Here is a 990-nt window from a genome sequence, read left to right as displayed (position 1 = left end):
AAAAAAGGTAGTGTTAGCCCTAAGGGAAGAATTCGTGTTGCCACTAAGTTTGTAAACCTGGCTAAAGCATTCTATTCGCAGCAAGGTATTCAGACTGACATCATCAAGCTGTATGGGGCGATGGAGTTGGCGCCCCTATTAGATTTAGCTGATGAAATTGTCGATATCGTCGATACCGGAAATACCCTAAAAGCAAATGGCTTAGAGCCAAGGGAAATGATTCACCCTGATATTACAACTCGTCTTGTTGTGAATCGTGCGTCAATGAAAATGAAGCACGCACAAATTCAACCAATTATTGAAAAAATGAAGAAAGCCGTTAAATAAAGCTATCAAAGCTGACCTTCGGTGAGTTATGACTATTAACACAGGAAAATCTCAATGGTAGATATTAAACGTTTATCCAGTACTGATGATAATTTTGAAGCTGCTGTAAAGCAATTGGTTGCATGGGATGATCAGCTTGATCATGACGTTCATGCGACGGTCAAAACGATTCTGGATGACGTTAAATCTACTGGCGACGATGCCTTGGTTAAATACACTTCTAAGTTTGATGGTTTGAGTGTTGGAAGTGCCTCTGAGCTAGAGATTCCAAAGGCACGCTTAATGGAAGCGCTTCAAAGCCTACCTACCGATCAAAAGCAGGCTTTGGAGATCTCTGCACAGCGGGTAAAAGGCTATCACGAAAAACAGAATCAGGGTTCTTGGGACTTTACTGAAGTGGATGGCACGCGCCTTGGCCAGCGAGTAGTACCACTTGATAAGGCAGGTTTGTATGTGCCAGGTGGTAAAGCGGCTTATCCTTCGTCTGTTTTGATGAATGCTATTCCTGCAAAGGTAGCAGGTGTGCCTGAGGTCATCATGGTGGTGCCAACACCTAAGGGTGAAGTTAACGAGCTTGTATTGGCAGCTGCGGCGCTTTCCGGCGTCGACCGTGTCTTCACTATTGGGGGTGCTCAAGCGGTTGCAGCCTTAGCTTACGGTACA

At 44.7% G+C, this 990-nt stretch carries 2 protein-coding genes; both read left to right on the top strand.

The window, feature by feature from the left end:
* Positions 1 to 327: ATP phosphoribosyltransferase (gene hisG / locus A3729_RS03795; protein ID WP_068633208.1), on the top strand; the 327-nt coding region annotated here is incomplete at its 5' end.
* Positions 328 to 381: 54 nt separating this feature from the next.
* The coding region (locus A3729_RS03790) for a histidinol dehydrogenase (protein ID WP_231877327.1) at positions 382 to 990 on the top strand (609 nt) is incomplete at its 3' end.

The sequence above is a fragment of the Oleiphilus sp. HI0043 genome (genome assembly GCF_001634935.1).
Note: the sequence above shows the minus strand (reverse complement) of the source record. Positions and strands in the feature narration are given on the sequence as shown.